Annotated in this window: 17 protein-coding genes and 1 pseudogene; 11 read left to right on the top strand and 7 right to left on the bottom strand. The window is 41.4% G+C overall.

Translation table 11 applies throughout. The features are described from left to right. Positions 1-94: 94 nt before the first annotated feature. The 3 genes from V7K41_RS17205 (at position 95) to rnhA (ending at position 2332) form a co-directional block, all read left to right on the top strand. Complete coding sequence (locus V7K41_RS17205) at positions 95-838, top strand: M50 family metallopeptidase (RefSeq protein WP_334850013.1); 744 nt, start codon at positions 95-97, stop codon at positions 836-838. A gap of 187 nt (positions 839-1025) precedes the next feature. Next, positions 1026-1280 carry a hypothetical protein gene (locus V7K41_RS17200; protein WP_334850011.1) on the top strand — a complete coding sequence of 85 codons (255 nt, stop codon included), beginning with the start codon at positions 1026-1028 and terminating at the stop codon, positions 1278-1280. A 143-nt stretch (positions 1281-1423) separates the two neighbouring features. Next, the gene (gene rnhA, locus V7K41_RS17195) at positions 1424-2332 is read left to right on the top strand and encodes a ribonuclease HI (RefSeq protein ID WP_334850010.1); all 909 of its coding nucleotides are present in this window, start codon (positions 1424-1426) and stop codon (positions 2330-2332) included. A 180-nt stretch (positions 2333-2512) separates the two neighbouring features. Here rnhA and cruG read toward each other — a convergent pair whose 3' ends face one another. Both cruG and cruF read right to left on the bottom strand, forming a co-directional pair. Then, positions 2513-3718, bottom strand: a complete 1206-nt coding sequence (cruG, locus tag V7K41_RS17190) for a 2'-O-glycosyltransferase CruG (protein WP_334850008.1) — start codon at positions 3716-3718, stop codon at positions 2513-2515. A gap of 175 nt (positions 3719-3893) precedes the next feature. Beyond that, positions 3894-4802 (bottom strand): gamma-carotene 1'-hydroxylase CruF, encoded by a 909-nt coding sequence (cruF, locus tag V7K41_RS17185; RefSeq protein WP_334850007.1) that lies wholly within the window; start codon positions 4800-4802, stop codon positions 3894-3896. A gap of 385 nt (positions 4803-5187) precedes the next feature. On the opposite strand from cruF, the gene V7K41_RS17180 reads away from it, so the two are divergent. Continuing rightward, positions 5188-5634 (top strand): hypothetical protein, encoded by a 447-nt coding sequence (locus V7K41_RS17180; RefSeq protein ID WP_334850005.1) that lies wholly within the window; start codon positions 5188-5190, stop codon positions 5632-5634. Between the two features lie 145 nt (positions 5635-5779). Here V7K41_RS17180 and V7K41_RS17175 read toward each other — a convergent pair whose 3' ends face one another. Then, entirely contained in the window at positions 5780-6553 is a 774-nt protein-coding gene (locus V7K41_RS17175; RefSeq protein WP_334850003.1) for an MlaE family lipid ABC transporter permease subunit, read from the bottom strand. Positions 6554-7085: 532 nt separating this feature from the next. Here V7K41_RS17175 and V7K41_RS17170 point away from each other — a divergent pair. After that, on the top strand, positions 7086-7409 hold the full coding sequence (locus V7K41_RS17170; protein WP_334850001.1) for a hypothetical protein: 324 nt from the start codon (positions 7086-7088) through the stop codon (positions 7407-7409). Positions 7410-7562: 153 nt separating this feature from the next. Here the strand turns inward: V7K41_RS17170 and V7K41_RS17165 are convergent, their stop codons facing one another. Then, entirely contained in the window at positions 7563-8090 is a 528-nt protein-coding gene (locus tag V7K41_RS17165) for a hypothetical protein (RefSeq protein ID WP_334849999.1), read from the bottom strand. A 90-nt stretch (positions 8091-8180) separates the two neighbouring features. After that, positions 8181-8354, bottom strand: coding sequence for a hypothetical protein (locus V7K41_RS17160; protein ID WP_334849997.1), 174 nt, complete (start codon positions 8352-8354; stop codon positions 8181-8183). A gap of 690 nt (positions 8355-9044) precedes the next feature. On the opposite strand from V7K41_RS17160, the gene V7K41_RS17155 reads away from it, so the two are divergent. The 3 genes from V7K41_RS17155 (at position 9045) to V7K41_RS32920 (ending at position 11276) form a co-directional block, all read left to right on the top strand. After that, positions 9045-10472, top strand: a complete 1428-nt coding sequence (locus V7K41_RS17155) for a hypothetical protein (protein WP_334849995.1) — start codon at positions 9045-9047, stop codon at positions 10470-10472. A gap of 398 nt (positions 10473-10870) precedes the next feature. Then, entirely contained in the window at positions 10871-11044 is a 174-nt protein-coding gene (locus V7K41_RS17150; RefSeq protein ID WP_334849993.1) for a hypothetical protein, read from the top strand. Positions 11045-11123: 79 nt separating this feature from the next. Further along, on the top strand, positions 11124-11276 hold the full coding sequence (locus tag V7K41_RS32920; RefSeq protein ID WP_442943212.1) for a PEP-CTERM sorting domain-containing protein: 153 nt from the start codon (positions 11124-11126) through the stop codon (positions 11274-11276). Positions 11277-11602: 326 nt separating this feature from the next. Here V7K41_RS32920 and V7K41_RS17145 read toward each other — a convergent pair whose 3' ends face one another. Further along, a complete protein-coding gene (locus tag V7K41_RS17145; RefSeq protein WP_334849991.1) occupies positions 11603-12391 on the bottom strand; it encodes a DUF4198 domain-containing protein in 789 nt (262 codons plus the stop codon). Positions 12392-12842: 451 nt separating this feature from the next. After that, complete coding sequence (locus tag V7K41_RS17140) at positions 12843-13991, bottom strand: alanine--glyoxylate aminotransferase family protein (protein ID WP_334849990.1); 1149 nt, start codon at positions 13989-13991, stop codon at positions 12843-12845. Positions 13992-14179: 188 nt separating this feature from the next. Here V7K41_RS17140 and V7K41_RS17135 point away from each other — a divergent pair, with 188 nt between their 5' ends. The 3 genes and pseudogenes from V7K41_RS17135 to V7K41_RS17125 all read left to right on the top strand — a co-directional run. Next, positions 14180-14569: a DUF1499 domain-containing protein gene (locus V7K41_RS17135; RefSeq protein ID WP_334849988.1), complete on the top strand. Its 390-nt coding sequence runs from the start codon at positions 14180-14182 to the stop codon at positions 14567-14569. 301 nt (positions 14570-14870) lie between these two features. Further along, on the top strand, positions 14871-15539 hold the full coding sequence (locus V7K41_RS17130; RefSeq protein ID WP_334849987.1) for a DUF1345 domain-containing protein: 669 nt from the start codon (positions 14871-14873) through the stop codon (positions 15537-15539). A gap of 162 nt (positions 15540-15701) precedes the next feature. After that, positions 15702-15833: pseudogene (locus V7K41_RS17125) on the top strand (ChaB family protein); the annotation flags it as partial. Positions 15834-15916 lie beyond the last annotated feature (83 nt).

Raw genomic sequence — 15916 nt, 5'->3', positions numbered from 1 at the left:
CGCTTCAAGGTGCGAATTGTTGCACTGTCTGGCAACTCCATTACTTTAATAATTACACTAGGATGGATGGAAATACACTGCCAATGAGTGACCTATGAGGGAACCAAGTAAAAATTATGAACCCTTGCTCGCCAAAGAAGCCCCGCCAGTTGTTGAACGTATGGGGCTAACCTGGCTAGTTGCAGCAGCGATCGCAACTGCTTTATTGTGGCAAGTACCAGGAGGGAATTATATCTTATACCCATTTACAATTTTGGCAACTTGGTTTCATGAAATGGGTCACGGTTTAATGGCACTGCTATTAGGGGGACAGTTTCAGAAGTTGCAGATTTTTAGCAATGGTTCTGGTGTCGCAACTTATGGCATCCAGTCGTCGTTGGGGCCAATTGTCCCGGCAATAATCGCCGCAGCCGGGCCAATGGGGCCGCCTCTTGCTGGTGCAGCTTTGATTCTGGCTTCCCGCAGTTTTACAGCAGCAACCCTCTGTTTGAAAATTTTAGGAAGTTTTTTGCTGTTGTCCACATTAATTTGGGTGCGTTCCTGGTTTGGATTGGTGGCAATTCCCTTACTAGGGTTAATAATCTTAGGTATTGCCTTAAGAGCACCTCGCTGGCTGCAAGGGTTTGTCATTCAATTTTTGGGTGTACAAGCTTGTATAAGTACGTACCATCAACTTGATTATCTATTTAGTAGTTCTGCTGGGCCCCTTGGAATTTCTGATACAGCGCAAATGCAGCGATATTTGCTTTTACCTTACTGGTTTTGGGGCGGGTTAATGGCGATCGCATCTCTGGTGATTTTAATCCAAAGTCTCCGCGTTGCCTATCGTTCTAAGTAATGGGTAAAAAGCACCATCAAAAGGCAATTGAATCTTTAGCTCAATGAATTACTGAACATCAAGAAAAGATTAGACTGGAATCAGAAAAGAGTTTTGCTGACGAAGGTCTAATTAAGCATTGGCAAAAAGAGATTCGTGCTTTTGATAAGGCAATCCAACAAGCACGTAAAAGATTGGGACAATAAATATGCAGATTAGCGACCGCCCTCTTGCAATAACCAATTCAACCCTCAGTACCTTGATTGCTGAATTAGGTATAGAATGCCTGAAAGTACAAGCATTAGTTAACCAGTTACAGTTAACTAATTTAACTGCGAACCAACAAGCTGAAATTCTAGCAGAACTCCTAGCTGGTGTAGTTCATCTGCATAATCATTGTGACGAAGATTTTCAGACGCTAATTAGTGAAGAAATCGAAAAGTTGCCAGATAATGAGGATTAGAGAAGAATTCAGAAGTCAGAATTCAAGAGTCAGAATCAAGAGATTTTATCAGTATAATAGCCTGGATATTTGTTAAAAAAATTCGCCGCTAATAACTCTTTCCTTAGAATCCTTAGCGTCCTTCGCGGTTCGATACTCTAACCATGTCCACCCAACCCACAATTCAAAGCATATACACCGATGGTGCTTGCACCGGTAATCCTGGCCCTGGCGGTTGGGGTGTTGTCGTCTACTTCAGCGACGGCTCAATCCACGAAATGGGCGATGCATCCCCTCATACCACTAATAATAAAATGGAGATGCAAGCTGCGATCGCTGCCCTGCAATTTCTGCAAACATCTCAACAAGCCCAACCCATCACCCTTCATACCGATAGCGAATACCTGATTAACTGCGTTACTAAATGGGTGAAAGGCTGGAAAAATAAAGGCTGGAAAAAGTCAGATGGTAAACCCGTCCAAAACCAAGACCTTTTAGAAATCTTAGATGAACTCAATACCCAACAAGTAAAATGGCAATACGTCCGGGGACATTCTGGTAACATAGGTAACGAACGTTGTGATGCGATCGCTCGCACTTATGCTAGTGGCAAAATCCCTTCGCTACAACAATTATCTTCCACAGATTTTTATAAATCTTTACCTTCCCAAAATGAATTAAATGTAGCAAAAGTAGCTGATTATGAAAAAAACTCTCGAATAACTAACCAAAGTCCGCAAGAAATCAGTACTTCTGCACCAGAAATAACCGTTATGGAACCATCAATTGGGCCAACTGCGGCCGTGACCGATGAAAAACCGCCAGAAATGAGGGTTTCGCAACTTCGCAGCTTGGTCGAAACTCTGCGTATAGCTGACGAAATTTCTGAAAAAGGCTACTTAATCACCAGTTCTGAGTTAGCAGACTTGATGGATGTCCACGCTAGCGCTGTCACCAGTCGTGGAGATCAATGGCGCTGGCGAAACTGGATAGTGTCACGAGTACGCCGTGAAGGAAATCAAATTCTTTGGGAATTGGAACGCGGGGATCGAGTAGGAGGTGAAGAGGAGTAAGGAGTGCTGAGTGCTGAGTGCTGAGTGCTGAGTAGTGAATTTTTAACTCACAGGTATAATTACACGAAATAATGTATGAACTACTGAGTGCCGAGTGCTGAGTAGTGAATTTTTAACTCCTCACTCTTCACTCCAAACTCCTTACTCTTCACTCTAAACTCCTTACTCAGCAGTCAGCACTCACAACTCAGCACTATACTTGCGTCCTCGCCACTCGCGCGGAGTGCGGAATGCAGATAAGAAAATTCGTAGCACAGCTAAGGGATCGGCCAAAGGGGAAAGCCAGAATAACCAGCTGCCTTTAGCGTTTGTGCGATCGTAAGAAGGTGCGATCGCTATTAGCATCGCAAAGCGAATCACCAATAGAAATAAATTCAGTCCCAGCAGTAGAAGTGGGGGAATGCGTGAATATGAGAGTGTGGGAGAAATCAACAAAAAAGTCAAGACAATTAAAAAGGGTAGACCTTGAACAGATGCGAGTAACCATAAATCTCCCCACAACTGAGAGCGAGAAGTTGCATCTTTGAGATCGAGACTCCGCCCCCATTCTTTCCACGTCTCCATTGCCCCTTCATACATTCGTACCTTTAATACCTTTGCGCCATCTAAAAAGCCGACCTTATAACCTTGGATAGCAATATTGCGTGCCAAGGTGACATCATCACAAAAAGAACTCCTTGCACTACTATAACCACCTACAGCAGCTAAAACGGAGCGACGACACAAAAAACACTGCCCATTTGCCATTACCCGTTCTGGTTGCTCTGTATTGATCCCCGCTGGGTCAAATCGGTAAAGCAAAGTCATCAACAAAGCCGGTTGTAGCCAACACTCTCCAGGATATTTGAGGATGAACTGGGGTGAAAGAGAAACCAAATCGTAGCCTTGTGCTTCGGCCGTTTTTACCAAACCGGCAACTAAACCAGGATGTGGTTGGATATCAGCATCCAGCCCCAGGAACCACTGACTAGCCTCTGAGCTATATAGAAAACCGTTATGCAATGCCCAAGGACGCCCCACCCAACCAGAGGGTAAGGGATCATCTGTCATCAGGCGAAAGCGCGGATCTTTTTGTTGTGAAGCTTTTACCAAATCTAGCGTACCATCACTGGACTTGCTGTCTACAACCATAATTTCTCGAACTTCATAGCTTTGCTGACTTAAACCAGTCAACAGAGGGCTAATGCGAAGCGCTTCGTTCAGTGTGGGAACAATGATGCTAACCTTACCTAAAAGCTCAGGTATCGGTTGTTGGGGTTCTATTGGAGGATGGCGTCTTGGCCCCTTTAACAAACGTGAAAACAGAATCACCGTTGCTGGTGCTTGGATAAGTAGCAATAAAAGAGAAATGGCGCTTTCTACTATCAAAGTGTTGTCATTGGTCATTAGTCATTGGTCATTAGTCATTGGTCATTAGTCATTGGTCATTAGTCATTGGTCATTTGTCATTAGTCATTGGTCATTAGTCATTGGTCATTGGTCATTTGTCATTGGTCATTGGTGATTGGTCATGGGGCATGGGTTATTCTCCTTGTCTGTGAGTCCCCATTCCCCAAAACGCTTATTTCAAGGCAACTTCAACCTTTGCTACTGATACTTCTTTGGTTACTGGCTCAACAGTAACTTGAGCAGGTGTGGTTGAACTCCTTGACCACAGCACCACAGCCGGAATCACACCTAGCAATAAGCCGAGTAATACAGGAATGGAGAATCCAGCGGCCAAGCTGAGTCCGGCGGCGAAGGCAAAGTTAGTTAAATAAACGACTAAGGGCAGATTGAGTTGCGATCGCTCTAATTTAATCGAGGTATTTCTCCACAATAACCCTGCCACACTCATAAACAGGGCGCTAGTACCAAACCAACCTATATAGTTCTGGTAAGGTGTTCCAAAGAAAGCTCCTGGTTGTTCCCAATACCAAAAGGGCAGAGAAGTTTGACTCATAGCCGGTTCAAGGGCAAAGTCCCAGCAAGTGAAGAGCAAAGCACCAACGGCTATCGCAGCAATATGGCGTCCCCAACTGGGTTTTTGAGGCACTTTCAAACCAGCTCTCGCAATTAAGTAACACGACAGCCCAACATAAAACCAAGATAAAGGAATTGTGAAAGGAACTAGCCCTCCAATCTTATAACCTAAGCCACTCAAGTAGCTATAATCACCAAATGGAAACCCTGTACTAGTTCCCAGTAGTTCACTTCCCAAAGAGATAAACATAGCAGGTAGCATAAATGCTAGCCAAAGTCCTAATCCCAACGCTCGGTAGGCATAAATAGAGACAGCTACTGTCCCTAAGATGATATCAACTACACCGCCGCCAGCCATACTTAACTGTACGGCAGTTTCTCCTACCTGCGATAAGTTGAAAATTATTTCGGCATTAGGTACTACCAGTAGCATCCCTACTAGTCCAAAGGCTTTTGACGCGATATGACCAATGAGGCATACGCGTTCAGCAATAATAAGTTGTCTCATGATAATTCCTTAACAAGATGTGACACGCGGCTACTCGGCTGCTAACAGTTTACAAATCTTTAACTACTTTGTACCGCAATTTTCGACAAACTTGTTTGGCTTTCTTGTGAATAGCATAAAAGTCTATTGATTGAAGCTATAAAAATATGATGCTAAAATTACTAGTTTAAGCCATATATTCAAAATCTATATAATTTTATCTGTAAGAACTTCTGGTTTCTTGTCTCACTGATACCCGTATCATAAAAAACTCCTTTGATACTGGGATATCCTTAAAGAAGGACAATCATCATAAACTGAGCAAATCCTCAAGCAAAATAAAGTCTTGAGTTACTACACTTATTTATGCGATAAGACCTTAACCCTGTACTAGAAATATAAACCCATGTCAATTTTGAAAAGAGTTCCTTGGGTATCCCTAGCACTAGTACTGCTGAGTTACAGTACTTTGGGCTGGGTAATATCAGAAACACGTGCTCCTATATTTGTGTGGGTGGCAACTGTAGTTGCTATTTTGCTTTTAATCATAACGTTGACCGCTCCTTGGTCGAAGATGACATCTTACTACAGTATTTTTCTTCAATCAAATACCAGGGCTTTCGGCGTTGCCGTCTTAGCAGCTTTTTTATTCTTTATCATGATTGCCTGGTTTCAGATATTTCTTGATACTTTACTTATAATTTCAGCGACTATATTAGTCAGGATAGACTTTCAAAGAGCAGGTCTTAGGGAAGGACTAGCTTTTTCAACTGCCTCTATCTTTTCATTGGGAGGTTTAGCTTTGGGTGCGCTAATCTACAAGTTCATATATTCCCAAATTCCGCTAACGTGATGAGGTATATCCGAAAAAACAAGCGATGCCTGGGTTGGGTTGCGCCAATGCTTTAGAAGCACTATTATTTACCTACAACTTCCTTTGTAGCTCAAATTCCCAACTTCTTAAAAAATCGGGAATTTTGTTTAATACTTACTTGGGTTTAAAATGCAGGCTGTTCAAACAGCAGTAGAGATAAGAAAAAATCCATAATAAAAATGGATACCCAACTAGTAACAACTGCTTTTGTTGCCGATTCTCCTACTTCCTTTGCTCCCCCTCTAGTAGTTAAACCCCAACTACAGCCAATGACAGCAACCACCACTCCAAAAATAAACCCTTTTAGCAAAATAATAAACAAATCTGACGGTTCTAAAAAATTTCTGACTGATTCTAAAAATGTTTCGGGAATAATTTGGTAGAACTTTGATGCGGCAAAAACTCCGCCAATGATGCCTGTAACTAAAGCCAAAATGGTCATCAAAGGCACCATCAAACAACAAGCAATTACTCTAGGAAGTACTAGGTAATCAATGGGATCGGTTTTGAGCATATAAAGTGCATCAATTTGCTCGGTGACTCGCATTGCACCTATTTCTGCTGCAAAAGCAGAACCTACTTGTCCCGCCATAATACTAGCGGTCAAAATTGGAGCTAATTCTCTACAAAAAGCTAAGGCAAAAGCACCTCCCACTGCATCGACAGCCCCAAATCGGGCTAATTCCCTCGTTATCTGAATAGTAAAAATCATTCCTGCAAAACCGCTGACAAGGAGAACTGGAGAAATAGAACTTGGTCCAGCGGTAACAAGATGTTGCAAAATCTTGCGATAGTACGTTTTCCCTTGGAGTAAATGTAGCCACACTTGACCAAAGAGCAGTATTGCTGCAAAACAGCGTGTAATCCCAGATTGCTCAAAATTTGTTTTTGGTTGCAATTTTATCGTCCTTACGACTGACTTTTTTTGCACATTTGTTGTTATATCAATTCTCCAAAATAAGACTAGAGATACAATTGGTGGAAACCCAGCCAAATGTAATCTGACTTTCTTAATTAAATAGACGCACTAAGTGCGGCTTATTGCAGGATATTGCGAATTGGTATTAGGGTATGGTACATGAACAGACGCACCAGTACCGCAAGGCAAAATTCAAAATTCAAAATTCAAAATTCAAACAGGTATACAGTGTAAGCGTTTCATTGATTTGGAATGGGGGTTTATTTCAGCCGTGTTCTACTAGATGTTTACCCTCAAAGTAGAGAAGGTGTTTGGGCATGGTTCAATTTAGCTTAGTAAACTTTAGCGGAAAATAGCACATAAAGCATTGTGAGCTTTTTTGCTGCTGCTCTCATGCTTTGCGTGCTATGGAATTGCAATCTCTAGTCTGTCAAACTAGAAAAAGTAATTGAATCAACTCAAAGGGTTGAAAAATTTAATCATATTTCCAAATAATGTTAAACAATTTTTTATGAGCAAGATTAAATACGTAATATTTTTGCTGTTATTAATACTATCTTTCTCCGTGGTACATCCGGCTTTTGCATCTGTATGCCGCAATTACGCTGTCTACGACGGTCTACGCCATCAGATTTGCATTCTCAGTATCAGCCGAAGTGCTAAAAATTATTGGGAATACAAAGCAATTATTAGCGTAGATGGCATAAAAAGACCTACAGAGGTTTACAATTGTCGCGAACGAGTCAAGGTTCAACAAGCTGGAACTATTTTGCCCTTTGAGCAAAAAGACCCTGGTGAGATGATATGCAGCTTTTTTAATTCTTCTCGACGGTAAACACGCGCCAGATAATGAAGACGGTAAAACCTAGATAGATGAATACTGTTAGCCATTCTTGCCAGCTACCAAATGCATTGTTCATCAGCAAAAGCCGGGAAATTAATATTTATCAATCCTATACTTAGATGCGCTTACCCTGGGAATTAACGGCTAGGGGGTTATACGCTGTCCTGTAAATTGGAACGATCCTACTACTGAGCCTGCTCCTTTTAGTGGATTGGCATCTAAGGCAAAGGAACTAACAGTAATTATTCCTTGTAATTCCATAGACTGCTGATTCAAAGTAGCTTGGATATCGGAGCGAGCTATATCATTGACACCGTTGGGGCCTGAGAAACCAAAGTTTATGCCTACAGCGCGAATTTCTCGGTTACTAGTACAAGTATATGAGCCTTGATTATCACCAAAAGGATTGAAGACTCCTTGCACACCACCTTGATTCGAGTCAGTAACAAAAAGATTACCGTCTTCTGAGAAGGTAATAACTCCCCGAGATGCTAATTTACCTTTTGCGCCAACGATGGTCGTCAGATAGCTACCCGCGAAGAAATTTCTACATCTTCTTGAAGAGGATAACTGTTCTTGAGAATGGGCTGAAGCAAAGTATGGAAAAACCGTAATGAGGAATACCCCAAATAGGCAAGCCCCTAACAAAATGGAAATTCTACGAGTTTTCATTCTGATAACCTTAATATTTGTAGCATTTATTATATTTCTACTAGGGGTGAAATAAGCAGCAGTGCAGAAAGTTACAAAAAAAAGGAACTCTTAAATCGCGTCCATTTTGAAACCTGGAGTTTTTAAGGAGAGTGTATTATTCGGTCGTGGCTTGTTTTTTAGCTTATCCGCAGACTTAGGAACTACGAGTAAGTCACGAGTGCGATCGCACCCATATTTAGCATGATGCAATTGCTCTGAGGATGAACCAGGCAAACACAGCACAAGCCCTTGGCAGATTGATGTAGGTTGCTGTATTTTAGGATATCAAAGAAGACTAGTCAAAAATTCTTAGCTAATTTTCCGGAATGAGTAACAATGGCGTAGTAGTAAATATCAGAGCATCGATATTATACTGAACCTCTATAACTAACCTTCGGGGAATATATCCCCATTGTTTTCCCTCAAAAACCCGGTCATAAAGACCGGGTTTTTGGTGTTTATACCAAGTTACAGTCGAGCAAATCAGGGACAGAGCGATAAGCTAATGCGCCTATATATTGCCCTATTTTCCGTATAGACGGTCATTACTCATTAGTCACTTGTGTTTCTAAGGATAAAGGACAACCCTCTCCTGAAGGAGACGCTGCGCGAACACTATGGCGGTTATCGTTTAAGTGCAGTACAGTTTTGACCTCACTTCCATTCCTCTCTCCTAAGAAGAGAGAGGCTTTGAATCTTACTCCCCAACGCTAGTAGGGAAGGGGTTGGGGGTTAGGTCTGTATTGGACTCAACTGCAAACCGCTATAGTTAATGTGCAATTTTCTTTGCGTAACAGCTTACCAGCTTACCTACGGCTGGCTACGCCAACGCAGCACTTCTTTAAACTGTCTACGTATCAAATAAAACTATTGTCCAGAAACTTTTAAGAGATTTTATTGGTCTGGTTCTCCAAATTCTGCAAAAATCAACCAATGTCATCTTCTGCTCAAGGTATTCCCGGATTACCCGATTTGACGCATCCAATTGAGCTTGTTCAATTTGGAACCCAGGCGCTCAAAGCTTCACTGTTATTAATATTTTTGGTCGTAGCTTTGGGAGTTGCGATCGCACTGATAAGTTTTTCTCTCCGTCGCAGCCACCCGGAACAATTTATATTCATTGGCGAATGGGCTGTCCGTTATTCCCAACTATTGCGGGGATTACAGCATTTAACTCTAATATTAATTCTGTTAGTACCGGGATTTTTTCTCTGTTCAACTTTGAGCAATCGTTATCACCACTGGGAACAAACAAGGGTGGCTCAAGTGGCCCAAAGTGTCGCAGGTGAAAAGCTCGAACAATCTGCCCCGCAAGTGCGCTACACTACCCAGGAGCCATATTCCTATACTACGCAAGCCAATGGCAAAATAGTCAAAGTCAATGATACGCGAGAGATTAACCGCTTCTTAACGCTGGGTGGTTCGCAAATTCAAGTCAAGCTAGACCAAAACGTAGATGTTCCAGGTCGCAGTTCAATTTATCGCGTGGAATACACTGCTGATTATAAAGTAGTTAACCAACTCAAGGATATTAATAATTTCTTTTTTGAAGCACCGCCACCTAACGGCTACACACTGCTTGCTGGCTACAAAGTAGAGCGTAATGGTACTAGGTTACAACAAACCAATCCCGGAGACTATGGCTTTCCCTTCCAGCTGCAACCAGGAGAAGAAACTACCTTTCGAGTCACCTATCAGGCTCAAGGCGGGCCTCGCTGGGTTTATAGCGCCGCAGGACAGTTGCTTTCTAATTTTCGCCTCACAGCAATTGCCAACTTTGCTCCGGCTGATTTTGCCAGTGGTGTTGTACCGAATGAGATTAAAGTTGATGGACGTAGTACTCGGTTTACTTGGAAGTTTGACGATAATGTTTCAGTCAAAAATCCATTTGGAGTGTTTACGAACACCGACCCCATTCGTCATACTGGCATCATTCCCCGGCTTTTGTTACTAGCACCGGCAATATTTTTGTGGTGGATATTGTTGTTATATTTGTCACTGCCAATGAGTTTCAGAAATATTGCGATCGCTGGTAGTATTTTCTTTGCTTGTCTGTTGACTTTGACCTATCTAGCTCGCATTATTAATGCTCAGTTGGCTTGGACTTTAATTTCTATCGTTTTACTAATTTTAACATGGGGATTGGGAGCTAGCCGCAGTGCTTCCCTAGCTGCGATCGTTGCTACTATTGCTGGAGCAGTGCTACCGATTTTTGGATTATTGGTACCGTTTAGCGGACTAACTCTTAGTTTAGCGGGTTTGCTTTCAGCAGTTTGGCTTGCAGTTCGTCACTGGTATGGCTGGTACAGTTTGCACCGAGAAGATCAAAGATTGCAGACTCAGAAAAATGCTAAAGATTAGGTGATTCCGTTATGATTAGCAAAGTTTTAGCAAATAGTATTTATGGATAACGATTTACTGGCTTTCTTTGCAGGTGCTGGGTTACTCGTACTCTATCTCATCTTTTCTGCATTGACTGAAATGGGGACTAAACTACCTTGGAAGAAATAACCTGATGGGGAGATAAAGTTACTAAAATCAAAAATCTGCAAATTGAATGGGCTGGAATAGTTAAAAAGTTTACACTTCTAAACCTCATTGGGCTTGGAAAAAGAAGTAAATATCCTTTAGGCTGAGTTAATATATTTATTGTTCGAGAGAGTGCCAAATGCGCGATCCACAGAATAACCACATTAAAATCGAGCCGGCAACCCTAGTTTTAATTGTGTCTCTCCTAATACTCTTACCTCTGCTGTTTGTTGGCTTTTTGTCGCAGTGAAACTCGTGAGAAATACTCAACAGATATATTCGTTTTGTGGTCTTATGATGGTAGTCAAGGTTTTATTGGCATTGGTGCTTTTGCAGGTACAATGGGCGATACAACACAGTCATCGCCAGTGTTTAAGCTTGTACAGCAGTTTTCGTTTGGATGAAGTACAAAGTCACTAGTTTTGAGGCAGGAGGCAGGAGGCAGCTATGCTGGAGGCAGGAGGGAGAAGAATAATTTAATTTTTGAGTCCTCGGTTTTGTACCTCACGCTTGTTGCAAACTGCTGTAAGTGTAGAGCCTGTTCCAGAACCTAGCACGGTTGTGGGAAGTTTGGTTGTCTTATGTGGTATGTTACTCAAGAAAAGATTTTCCTTTAAAAGGATTGGTAATAATTAAAAAGGTTGTCAATAGCTATGGCTAAAATTATGCCCTGGCTGACTACCTTCTTCCTTCCTATTGCCTGTAAGGAACTCACCAGTTATCGATGACTTCATGCTGGTAGGTGATATCAAGTCCGGTTAATCACTTATGATTACCGCATCTGTGCAAAAATCCCAAAAGCCTCTTTCCCCCTGCCCCCTGCTCCCAGCAAGAACTGCGGTCTAAATGATAAGTCTTTACCCGGACATGATATGATATCGGGGCCAGGACTTTATTGGGATAGTGCTGCCTTTACAAAGAGGCTGTAGATACCTGCTTTTTATGATAATAGAATTACTGTGCTATTTATTCAGCAGTAACTTCTTTTTGTATAAAATTAGTAATCCAAGAAAACCTAATCCTAATAAATCTGAAGGTTCTGGGACAGAGATGCTTTGTGCTGTCAAGCTAGTTTCGTAAGAAATAGTCAGATTACTGTTAGATGGAAGTGAGTAGCTAGCTTCAATAGGTTGCTCTAGTCCTTTTCGACCAATGGGTATGGAAAAAGTGCCATTTGGGTTTTTTGCTACTACTTGACCAAGATATTCTACTGTAACATTATCAGTAATTTGTTGCCCTTCAGATAATACCTGAACTAGTAAGCTTTCGCCTGGAGTGAGAGCTAAAGGGTTTTCTAAAGGTAGAATTTCTAATGGCAAATTGAATGGTTTGGCTAAAGCATCAGACCAATCATAAAAAGCTTTAGTGTATTTCAGGTAATGACCAACATTATCATAGTTATTAATTTCTGATTCTGCGATGCGGATATATTCATCATTCGATAGTCTGGCAAAATAGCCATTATCAAAAAAACCTTGAATGGCTGCTACATTTTTACCAGCAGTCAGAGATAAAGCATCTTGTTTTCCATTGAGATTAAAAGGAAGTATTTGTTTGTCACTATCATAAACTATTGCCTCTTTAAATCTAGAGGGTTCATAAGATTCTGGCCCCTCTTCTGGATGTCCAAACAAAATATTATATTCACCGCTTTTGTAATCAAACCAGACAACATGTGCTGATGCTGGTTGGATAAAGCATGGCAAAATAGCTGCTGCTATAAGCAGTGTTTTAATTTTTTGCAGAAGCATTTTAACTCTCTTGATTACTTAGTTTAATTGATTACTAATATGTTTAGAAAACCACATTTTTTTCTTTTTAACAATCCCCCTCACAGGGATAGTTTTTTAATATTTAGATTTTCTTAATATTATTTAAATAACAGAAAGCAGAGTTCAGCACTGAAAAGTAAAATAAGTTTTATATCTGATTTTTAGACATATTTTTTATATATTGCTTACTTGGAATTGGTTTTTAGTGAGGACTCTAGTCATCTCTACGACACCAGAGGCGAACAAAATCAGGGCTGAAGTCCTGACTACGATTTTACTCAGGTTGATTAACCGGACATAATACAAGTGTGGAGTATCAGCTTTGCTTTAATTATCAAACAATGTTAGCGCGATGCCTACAGCGAGCTACGCCTACGCCTTTTGTATCAGGTGCGTTAACAGCAGTGTAACGCACCAAATTACGTCAAAACTACTTAGGCAAAACCTGCCGTAGTGCTGCTAAAAGTTGGTCAACACTTTCCTTTCGACTATTAAAGCCCATTAATCCCACGCGCCAAACTTTACCAGCGAGTTCGCCAAGACCACCGCCAATTTCAATATTATGTTCGTTGAGTAACTGCCGAGCGATCGCTTTCCCATCTACCCCGCTTGGAATGCGGACAGTGGTAAGCGTTGGCAGTCTATACTCTTGCTCAACGTGCATACTCAGTCCTAAATTCTCTAAACCTTCCCAGAGATATTCTACGTTTTTTTGATGCCGCTGCCAGGAATTTGCTAATCCCTCTTCTGCAAGCAAACGCAGTGCTTCCCGCAATGCATAGTATAAATTAATCGGTGCGGTGTGGTGATAGGTGCGTTCAGCACCCCAATACTTGCCTAGCAACAACATATCTAAATACCAGTTTGCAACTTTCGTTTGCCGCTGTTGCAATTTTTCAACTGCACGCGCACTCATAGTAAAGGGAGAAGCACCAGGCGGGCAACCTAACCCTTTTTGGCTACAACTATAGGCTAAGTCAACTCCCCAAGCATCCAAAAATAACGGGACGCCGCCCAAACTTGTCACCGTATCCACTAGTAGTAAAGTGCCAAATTCACGACACAAATCAGCGACCCCTTCCAACGGTTGACGTGCGCCGGTGGAAGTTTCGGCATGAACTAGAGCGAATATTGCTGGACGATGAGTTTTTAAGGCAGTTTGGAGTTCATCCAAGTTAAAGACTTGTCCCCAAGGTTTGGTGATACTTCGCACATCAGCGCCATAACGTCCAGCCATATCCACGAGGCGATTACCAAAGTAACCAGCTACACCAATTAAAACTACATCACCGGGTTCTACAGCATTGGCGATGGTTGCTTCCATTGCAGCTGTTCCCGTACCGCTGACTGCAATGGTAAGTGAGTTTTCTGTTTGCCATACGTAGCGTAGCAACGACTGAATTTCATCCATGAGTGCGAGAAAAGCTGGGTCAAGATGCCCAACGGGTGAAGTATTCATCGCTTGCAGAACTGTGGGATGGGCATTAGATGGCCCTGGCCCCAACAGCAAACGGGGTGGAATTTCTAGCGGTGTGAGTTGCAAGCGGCCAGAGTCGTTGATTGAAATTGTTTGCGTCATAAATCTGTCTTCGCTTAGACGATACTTACCGGATCATAGAGCGATGGCTTCGCCAACGCCAGAGGCGAACGCATCACCAATGTTTTAGTGAATCTGTCATTTGCCAGAAGATGCGATTACGGCAAAGTATTACAGTGATTCAAACAAATGTGTGAGAGTATATTATTCACTTACCTGGAGACATAATTATGATTTTTGCTGGCAAACGGCCAAATAATTTAGGTATTAGCAACGGTAAATTAGCATCTTGCCCTAATTCCCCCAATTGCGTTTCTAGTCAGAGTACAGATGCATCTCACCAAATTGCACCACTGACTTTTACATCTACTCCAGAAGAAGCGATCGCTAATCTTAAACAGATTATTGAGTCTTTACCAAGAACCAAAATAATTACCGAAAGTAAAGATTATTTATATGCAGAATTTAAAAGTGCTTTACTAAAATTTGTGGATGATGTAGAATTCTACCTAGACCGGAATGCCAATATTATCCACGTACGTTCAGCTTCACGTTTAGGTCAGAGCGATTTGGGTGTTAATCGTCAACGAATAGAGACGATTAGAGCCAAGTTCAAGTAATTTGTAATTTAACTAAGAACTAGAGATTAAAGACTGGGAAGATAAAGAAGTCGTTGGACAAAATTAATTACACAATGTCATTACGAGTGAGACATTCGTGTAGCCTATTATAGAACAGAGAAACAATTTCAGAGTATTGGATTGCTTACTTTGGTTTGCAATGGTTGTAAATATTTTTGTCCATCTACTTGTGTGGATTCAGACCCCAGTAAAATCTGGAATGACGATTGGGTAATGTGATGTGGTGTTTCACCGAAAACTATGAATTACGAATTAGTTAAACTCTGCGATCGCAAAATTTGTGAGACTTAATTTATTTAAAAACTTTGACTCCCGACCCCGACTGATGATTGCTGTCGGACTTGCTGTATTAGTTTTAGTAATCCTTCCGCCTTGGCTGCACTTCCCAACTCGTATTCTCTGCGCTTGGAACTCTGGTATTGACTTTTTCTTAGCGATAACGTGGTGGAAAATGATTAAAGCTAACCCAGAAAAAATTCGCCGTTATGCTGAGAATGAATATGAAGGACATTTGGCTATATTCATGCTGGTGATTGCTGCGGCTTGTGCCAGTGTTTTAGCCATTGGGTTTTTATTAAGTGATAAAAAAGAGTTATCAAGAATTCTGCTTACCCTACATGTCATACTTTCAATTATGACCATTGTCGGTTCTTGGTTACTAGTGCATACGATGTTTGCAGTGCAATATGCACACAGCTATTACAAATATATTAATCATAGTAATAGTGAAGAAATCACCAAAGGTTTAGATTTTCCTCATAACGACTATCCAGACTACTGGGAATTTTTATATTATTCATTTGTAGTTGGCATGACTAGTCAAGTTTCAGATGTGCAGACGACATCAGCCGACATGAGGCGCTTGACTCTGTTACATGGCATATTATCCTTCTTTTTCAATACCACCATTTTAGCTATGAGTATTAATATCATTGCATCGCTGATTTAAAAATTGCTTGACTCAGCCAAAAGTATGATTATTTGTTTCTCTACTTAGAGAAAGAGGAAATTAGATTACCAGTTTTTTAGTATGAGCTTAAGTTGAGATAATTGGAGTGAGTTTATGTCTGATAACAAAACAGATCAATTATCTGAAGAAATCAAATGACAACTGCCTGAACACGCACAACAGATTTTCGTTGCGGCACTTAATGCTGCTCAAAGTGATGGTTTGAGTGAAGAGGGTGCGCGTGATATTGCTTGGAATAGTGTAAAAAATGAATACGAACCAGGCAATGATGGGCTGTGTGCGATTCGTTGGCTAGAAACCAAGACCAGTAAGGGTTTTGGAGGATTAGCCGCAAGGTAAACCTACCCAAAAGGTAA

The sequence above is a fragment of the Nostoc sp. genome (assembly GCF_036917415.1).
Taxonomy (GTDB): domain Bacteria; phylum Cyanobacteriota; class Cyanobacteriia; order Cyanobacteriales; family Nostocaceae; genus Nostoc.
Note: the sequence above shows the minus strand (reverse complement) of the source record. Positions and strands in the feature narration are given on the sequence as shown.

Excerpts from the sequence above, each read along its gene's own strand:
- V7K41_RS17205 (WP_334850013.1), top strand. The coding sequence starts at position 95 with ATGAGGGAACCAAGTAAAAATTATGAACCCTTGCTCGCCAAAGAAGCC.
- V7K41_RS17200 (WP_334850011.1), top strand. The coding sequence starts at position 1,026 with ATGCAGATTAGCGACCGCCCTCTTGCAATAACCAATTCAACCCTCAGT.
- rnhA (WP_334850010.1), top strand. The coding sequence starts at position 1,424 with ATGTCCACCCAACCCACAATTCAAAGCATATACACCGATGGTGCTTGC.
- cruG (WP_334850008.1), bottom strand. The coding sequence starts at position 3,718 with ATGACCAATGACAACACTTTGATAGTAGAAAGCGCCATTTCTCTTTTA.
- cruF (WP_334850007.1), bottom strand. The coding sequence starts at position 4,802 with ATGAGACAACTTATTATTGCTGAACGCGTATGCCTCATTGGTCATATC.
- V7K41_RS17180 (WP_334850005.1), top strand. The coding sequence starts at position 5,188 with ATGTCAATTTTGAAAAGAGTTCCTTGGGTATCCCTAGCACTAGTACTG.
- V7K41_RS17170 (WP_334850001.1), top strand. The coding sequence starts at position 7,086 with ATGAGCAAGATTAAATACGTAATATTTTTGCTGTTATTAATACTATCT.
- V7K41_RS17165 (WP_334849999.1), bottom strand. The coding sequence starts at position 8,090 with ATGAAAACTCGTAGAATTTCCATTTTGTTAGGGGCTTGCCTATTTGGG.
- V7K41_RS17155 (WP_334849995.1), top strand. The coding sequence starts at position 9,045 with ATGTCATCTTCTGCTCAAGGTATTCCCGGATTACCCGATTTGACGCAT.
- V7K41_RS17145 (WP_334849991.1), bottom strand. The coding sequence starts at position 12,391 with ATGCTTCTGCAAAAAATTAAAACACTGCTTATAGCAGCAGCTATTTTG.
- V7K41_RS17140 (WP_334849990.1), bottom strand. The coding sequence starts at position 13,991 with ATGACGCAAACAATTTCAATCAACGACTCTGGCCGCTTGCAACTCACA.
- V7K41_RS17135 (WP_334849988.1), top strand. The coding sequence starts at position 14,180 with ATGATTTTTGCTGGCAAACGGCCAAATAATTTAGGTATTAGCAACGGT.